Annotated in this window: 2 protein-coding genes; both read left to right on the top strand. The window is 37.4% G+C overall.

Annotated features, from left to right (window positions below; all coding sequences use genetic code 11):
* Positions 1–657 precede the first annotated feature (657 nt).
* Positions 658–1,212, top strand: coding sequence for a RidA family protein (locus tag RMY64_RS33515; protein WP_322672407.1), 555 nt, complete (start codon positions 658–660; stop codon positions 1,210–1,212).
* Between the two features lie 613 nt (positions 1,213–1,825).
* Complete coding sequence (locus RMY64_RS33510; protein ID WP_322702301.1) at positions 1,826–7,243, top strand: AAA family ATPase; 5,418 nt, start codon at positions 1,826–1,828, stop codon at positions 7,241–7,243.
* Positions 7,244–7,353: the final 110 nt, after the last annotated feature.

Genomic DNA, 7,353 nt, shown 5'->3' with positions numbered 1-7,353 from the left:
CTTGTTTTCCCTGAATTCACTTCTTGGCAACCTTGTCAATGCGTAAGTCCTAAATGCTTACCACACACAGGTTGTAGCCTTAAAAAAAGAATTTAGTCTAAACTCCAGTATTGAGGGCTGCAAAAGAAACTTGCGCAGATTACCGCTAGTAGTCTGCCAACCTAAAAATGCGCTTATGAGGTCTGTGAGAAAGGGGAAAGGGACTCATAGTAAGGGATTTAAAACATGATATCATGTCCGCCTAATTAGTTATAATTCCCGCATCTGTGCAAAAACCAGGAAACCCTCTTTCCCCCTGCCCCCAGCAAGAACTGCTCCCCTGCCGTCTTAATGATAAGTCTTTAACCGGACATGATATGAGTCCCTTTCCCCCTTTTCCCGACAAATGCCAAGAAGTCTATTAACCGACACAACCTGTTTACGAAAAATAACACGCGCTGCGATCGCCTAATACACTTTTTGGGGGTTAATAACCTGATTTGGTATAAGTATTAACTGCATCCATATCGAAAGCTAAACGACCTGAAAGCCATTAGGAGCTATTAATTACGTGATTGCACGGCATTATATTTCATTAATAGTGCTTTTTAGCATAATTGGATAGATAATAGAACTAAGTATGAGCAAAAATAGAGAACTCACATTTAAGGAGCTTTAATGACTAAACGTATTACCAGTGCTGTAAATTCGCTAGTAGCAAACTTCTCGCGACGAAATGCACTTTTGTGGCTTGGAGGTAGTGGAATAACTACCGCTTTGATGGTGGGAACACAAACGGAAGTAAGCGCTAAAGACAACAAAGAGTTGAAATTGGTGAACCCACCAACATTATATAATCCAACCCAAAATGGCTATAGCCATATAGCTGTGACACCATCAAGGGCGAGAACCGTCTATATTTCTGGTCAATTTGGTTCTGATTTACAAGGGAATCTTGTCTCCAATGAATTTGAAAAGCAGTTAATACAGGCTTTTAAAAACCTCCGTTATGCCTTAGCAGCCGTTGGGGCACAACCACAAGATGTCGCAAAAATTACTGTTCTTATAGTGGATCACAACCAAAATAAATTGATCCCGTTAGGACGTGAAATTATAAATTTATGGGGGAATAAACCACCGGCAAACACTCTTATTCCCGTTCCTAGACTTGCACTTGACGGTATGTTATTTGAAATTGATGCTTATGCGGTAATTCCAGATAACCGTAGTTGAGGACTAGTTATAACATAACCCTATCTAATAACAGTCGGCAAAGTAATAAACTTCCCCTACTGTCAATCAATAATAGTCTCTTCTATTTGAGTATGGAATTGCCTTTAGTCAGACTACGAAACCTAACTAAAAATCCCAGCAGGTACTAGTAGTTTGCTGTTGTTAACTTGGTTCTTTAAAGTTTAAAGGGAAAAGGTGAAAGGTTTTTAATACCATTTTGAAAAATGATTGCGACAGATGGATTCACACCAAGCCAGACGCACCAAGGCAATTCCCAATCCAAAATCTAAAATCCAAAATCTAAAATGGTATAACCTCTTCCCTTTTAATCTTTCCCCAGCCCTTACAAGCATATTTTTGAGTTAAAAAATTCCTACTTTACGCTTTGCAGGTTCCTAATTTACTATTGATAACCTTGATACCTTGTGTGAGATATTCTATCTCTGCATTGGATGCTTTAAAGATAAATTAGCGTGTAATGTACCATACAATTTAAAGTTTATCTTCATAAATAGTCTCGAAAGTAAAGCCATAGTAATCTTTATTAATTAACATTAAATTGCCGTTATTAATTTGGGAATAATCAAGTTATAAATGACTCGGATTTAACGGTATGTTTAGCACTCATGTTAATATTTATGGATACCAAATCATTGAAGAAATCTACAATGGTTCGAGAACTGTAGTTTACCGAGGGTATCGAGAAAGTGACTCATTACCTGTAGCGATCAAACTGCTGAAAAATCCATATCCATCCTTCAACGAACTGGTGCAGTTTCGCAATCAGTACACCATTGCCAAAAATCTAAACTCATCTTTAATCGTTCAAACCTACAGCCTAGAGGCGTATCAAAATGCCTATGCGTTGGTGATGGAAGATTTTGGCGGCATTTCTCTAAAAGATTATTTTGCTCGCGATCAAACGCGAGATATCAGGTTTTTACAAGAATTTTTACAAATAGCGATCGCACTTTGTAATACCTTAGAGATACTCTATAGTCAGCGGATCATTCATAAAGATATCAAACCGAGCAATATTTTAATTAATCCAGAAACCAAACAAGTTAAATTAATCGACTTTAGTATTGCCTCTCTATTACCAAGAGAAATGCATACGCTAATTAGCCCCAATGTGTTAGAAGGAACATTAGCTTATATTTCTCCAGAACAAACAGGGAGAATGAATCGGGGAATTGACTACCGGACTGATTTTTATTCGCTTGGTGTAACTTTCTACGAATTACTCACAGGTGAGTTACCTTTTCAATCAAACGATCCAATGGAATTGGTGCATTCCCATATTGCTAAGGTAGCCTCATCAATAGATGTAATTAACTTACAAATTCCGGCGGTAATTTCGGATATCGTTAGCAAATTAATGTCAAAAAATGCTGAAGACCGCTATCAGAGTGTATTAGGATTGAAGTATGATTTAGAAAATTGTTTAGTTCAACTGAAAACAACTGGCAAAATTGAAAGTTTCCCAATTGCCCAAAGGGATGTGTGCGACAGATTTATTATCCCTGATAAACTCTATGGACGAGAAGCAGAAGTAGAAACTCTGCTAGAAGCATTTGAAAATGCCAGCCTGGGAGCAACAGAAATAATCCTGGTAGCTGGGTTTTCGGGAATTGGTAAAACTGCCGTTGTTAACGAAGTGCATAAACCTATTGTTCGTCAACACGGTTATTTTATCAAAGGCAAATTTGACCAATTTAATCGAAATATTCCTTTTTCTGCATTTGTCCAAGCTTTCCGTAACTTCATGGAGCAATTACAAGCAGAAAGTGAGATACAAATAAACAAATGGCAAAATCAAATTATTCAAGCATTAGGTGAAGACGGACAGGTAATTATTGAAGTCATTCCTGAATTAGAAAAAATTATTGGCAAACAACCACCTGCACCAGAATTATCAGGTAACGCAGCACAAAACCGATTTAATTTATTATTTCAGAAATTTCTCCAAGTATTTACAACTAAAGAACATCCGTTAGTTATATTTTTAGATGACTTGCAGTGGGTAGATTCAGCTTCATTAAAATTGATGCAATTATTAATGAATGAAGCTAATCAGGGATATTTATTGTTAATTGGTGCATATCGAGACAATGAAGTATTTCCAGCACATCCGTTGATGGTAATGTTGGATGAAATTCGCAAAACAGGTGTAAAGGTGAATAGTCTTGCCCTGAAACCGCTCAACCAATTACAATTGAACCAACTTGTAGCCGATACCTTAAATTGTGCAGAAAATGTGGCATTATCTCTTTCACAATTGATTTATCGTAAAGCTGAAGGGAATCCATTTTTTGCCACTCAAATCCTGAAATCATTACATCAAGATCGACTAATTCAATTCAATTTTGCCGAAGGGTGTTGGCAGTGTGACATTTCTCAAATAAATCAGCAAACTCTAGCAGACAATGTTGTTGATTTTATGGTTTTTCAATTACGAAGATTACCAGAATCAACTCAACAACAATTGAAGCTAGCCGCTTGTATTGGTAATCAGTTCGATTTAAAAACATTAGTGATTGTTTCTAAACAATCTGAGGTAGAAACCGCAGATTGTTTATGGAACGCTTTGCAAGAAGGGTTGATTTTGCCGCAAAGTGAGATTTATAAGTTTTTTGTTGGTTCCGAAAATCAAGCAGCTACTCAAGAACAGTCTGAGATGGTTGTATATAAATTTTTACACGATCGCGTCCAGCAAGCAGCCTATTCACTAATTCCAGAAGCACAAAAACAGTCAACACACCTGCAAATTGGGCGATTGTTGTTGCAGAATACACCTAAAGAGCAGCAATCAGGAATTTTTGCGATCGTTAATCAATTTAATTACGGACTGGAATTATTAAAAGAAGCTGACGAACGAGAACATTTATCCCGGTTAAATTTGATAGCGGGTTGTAAAGCCAAAAACTCGACAGCTTATGCAACAGCAGTTGAGTATTTAAAAGTGGCAATGCTTCTATTACCGATAAATGCTTGGCAAAGCAGCTACGATTTGGCCCTTGCTGTTTACGAATCTGCGGCTGAGGCAGAATATCTGAATACAAACTTTGAGTCATCAAAATCATTAGTAGAGATTATCCTCAAAAACGCTAAATCTCCATTGGAAAAAGTTCGTACCTATGAGATTCAAATCCAATCTTATACGGCACAAAATAAATTTATTGAAGCAATAGCCACAGGTAGAGAAGCATTGCAATTACTAGATTTGACGTTACCTGAAGACAGTAACACTCAAATGATTTTTGATGAATATAACCAGTTACAACAAATGTTGGTTCATCAATCGATTGCAGCATTGGCAGATATGCCAGAAATCATTGATCCCCAAAAATTAGTTGCGCTCCGTATATTATCGGGTTTGTTTGCTCCAGTCTATATAGCCAAACCGATGTTATTGCCGCTCAAAATTTTTACAATGATCGAAATTTGTATCCAGCATGGCAACTCACCACAGGCAGCTGTTGCTTACAGTCTCTATGGATTATTTTTGTGCAGTATTGGTGCAATTGAAGATGGGTATCAATTTGGTAAACTAGCAGTACAACTTTTAGAAAAATTTCAAACTAAAGAACTTAAAAGTAGAGTTTATCTAACCTTTAGCCTGTTTATTAAACATTGGAAAGATTCAATTAAATCCACATTGAATCTATTTTTGGAGGGATTGCAGAGTGGATTAGAAACCGGAAATTTAGAATATGTAGGCTATTGTGCCAATTGCTATTGTCAATTTCTCTTTTGGAGCGGAGAAAACCTAGAAAATGCTGTGCTGGAGGCAGATAAATATTGCGATCTCATGCAGCAAATTAAACAAGAGGTATCTCTGGTTTGGGGAAATATCTGGCGGCAGACGGTGCTAAATTTACAAGGAGAAGCGGCTAATCCCTGTTGTTTAATTGGTAAACATTTTCACGAAGTCGAAATGTTACCGACTTTAATTGAAACAAACAATATTAATGGTATTTGTTATGTCTATCTAGCAAAAACGCTCCTAGCTTATCTTTTTGGTGAATACGAATCTGCTTGGGAATATTCCCAAAAATTTGAGCAGTATGAGCAGGGAGCAGCAGGCTTATTAATTGTTCCTTTGCGGAATTTCTACCAATCTTTGAGTTTGTTAGCTCTTTGTTCTCAGGTAAATGAAGCACAGCAACAGGTTTATCTCCAGAAAGTAGCCGAAAACCAGTCAAAAATGCAAGAATGGGCGACTCATGCACCCGTAAATTATCAGCACAAGTACAATTTAATTTTAGCTGAACAAGCTCGTGTAACTGGCGATCGCCTACAAGCCGCAGATTATTATGAAATAGCGATCCAAGAAGCGATCGCCAATGACTATGTTCAAGAAGCCGCGATCGCTAACGAACTTGCTGCCAAATTTTACCTAGAATGGGGTAAAGAAAAAGCCGCAGAAGGATATCTGCAACAAGCATATTACAGTTATGCCCGTTGGGGAGCAAAAGCCAAAACTGATGACTTGGAAAAAAGCTATCCCAAATTACTCAAACCTATTTTGCAACAGCAAGAATTTAACTTAAATCCCTTAGAAACCATAGCCAGCATTGCTCGTACATCTACTTCTTACACTACCAGCAGCACTAATATTTCTGATGCTCTAGATTTAACCTGCATTCTCAAAGCAGCTCAAACTATCTCCAGTTGTATCGAATTAGACGCACTTATCAGCAGTCTCACTCGCATTATCTTAGAAAATTCTGGTGCGAAAACATCTGTATTAATTCTTCCTCAAGAGGATAGTTGGCAAGTGCGGGCAATTACTTTTATCGATCAACAGTTAAATTCCCAGACTGATGTCAAAACTATTCTTGATTCACAACCAATAGATGCTTGTCAATATATTCCGAGAAAACTGATCAATTACGTTAAAAATACTCAAGAAACTGTCATCATAGACAATTGTGAAACGAGTATTCCTGGTGTAATAGGAGAATATCTGCTCCTACATCAACCTCAAAGCGTATTATGCACGCCCATTATTAACCAAGGTCATTTGGTGGGGATTCTCTACTTAGAAAATCAATTGAATCAAGGAGTATTTACTAGTAACCGCTTACAGGTGATTAACCTACTTTCCTCCCAAGCAGCAATTGCTTTAGAAAACGCTCGGCTTTATCAGCAAGCTGGGCAAGCTTTACAAGATTTGCAACAAGCTCAATTACAAATCGTCCAAAGTGAAAAGATGTCTGCATTGGGGAACTTAGTTGCTGGCGTCGCTCATGAAATGAATAATCCTCTTGGTTTTATTGCTGCCAGTCTCCAACAAGCTAAACCAACATTTATTGATGTTATCGAACACTTGAAATTATATGAACAAAAGTTTCCTACTCCCGGAGATGAAATTTTAATTCATGCTGAAGAAATCGATTTGGAATATACCTTAGAAGATTTGCTCAAGATGATTGATTCGATGACAATGGCGTGTGACAGGCTCAAGAACATTAGCACCAGTCTGCGTACTTTCTCCCGTGCTGATAGAGATTACAAAGTACCGTTTAACATTCATGAAGGCATTGATAGTACGATTTTAATTCTCAAACATCGTCTGAAAGCCAACGAAGAACGTCCAGCTATTGAAGTAATCAATGAGTACGGAAATTTACCACAAATTGAATGCTTCCCTGGTCAATTAAATCAAGTATTTATGAACATCTTAGCAAATGCAATTGATGCCTTGGATGAATCAAATACAGGTCAGAGTTTTGGAGAAATTCAAGCCAATCCCAATCGAATTAAAATTACTACCTCTCTAATAAATAAACAAATTGAAGTGAGCATTGCTGATAATGGTCAAGGCATGAGTGAATTAGTCAAGCAAAAAGTATTTGACCACTTATTTACTACGAAAGGTGTTGGTAAAGGAACGGGATTAGGATTAGCGATCGCTCAGTCTATTGTTGTAGAAAAACATGGCGGTTCCCTGGTTGTGAATTCTACCGTGGGCGTTGGAACAGAATTTGTAATTACCTTACCGATTCTGGCTCAGATTCAAAATTAATACCCATTAAAAAAAAGAATGCGACAAATAGACCATTTGTAGAGACGCGATTCATCGCGTCTTTATAAACCAGTTATCTATACTAATAGCTGTTAACTGAATCTATCGAG

It is taken from the genome of Nostoc sp. DedQUE08 (genome assembly GCF_034530895.1).
Taxonomy (GTDB): domain Bacteria; phylum Cyanobacteriota; class Cyanobacteriia; order Cyanobacteriales; family Nostocaceae; genus Nostoc.
Note: the sequence above shows the minus strand (reverse complement) of the source record. Positions and strands in the feature narration are given on the sequence as shown.

Bases quoted from the DNA above. Each gene is read 5' to 3' on its own strand.
- RMY64_RS33510 (WP_322702301.1), top strand. From the start codon at position 1,826: ATGTTTAGCACTCATGTTAATATTTATGGATACCAAATCATTGAAGAA.
- RMY64_RS33515 (WP_322672407.1), top strand. From the start codon at position 658: ATGACTAAACGTATTACCAGTGCTGTAAATTCGCTAGTAGCAAACTTC.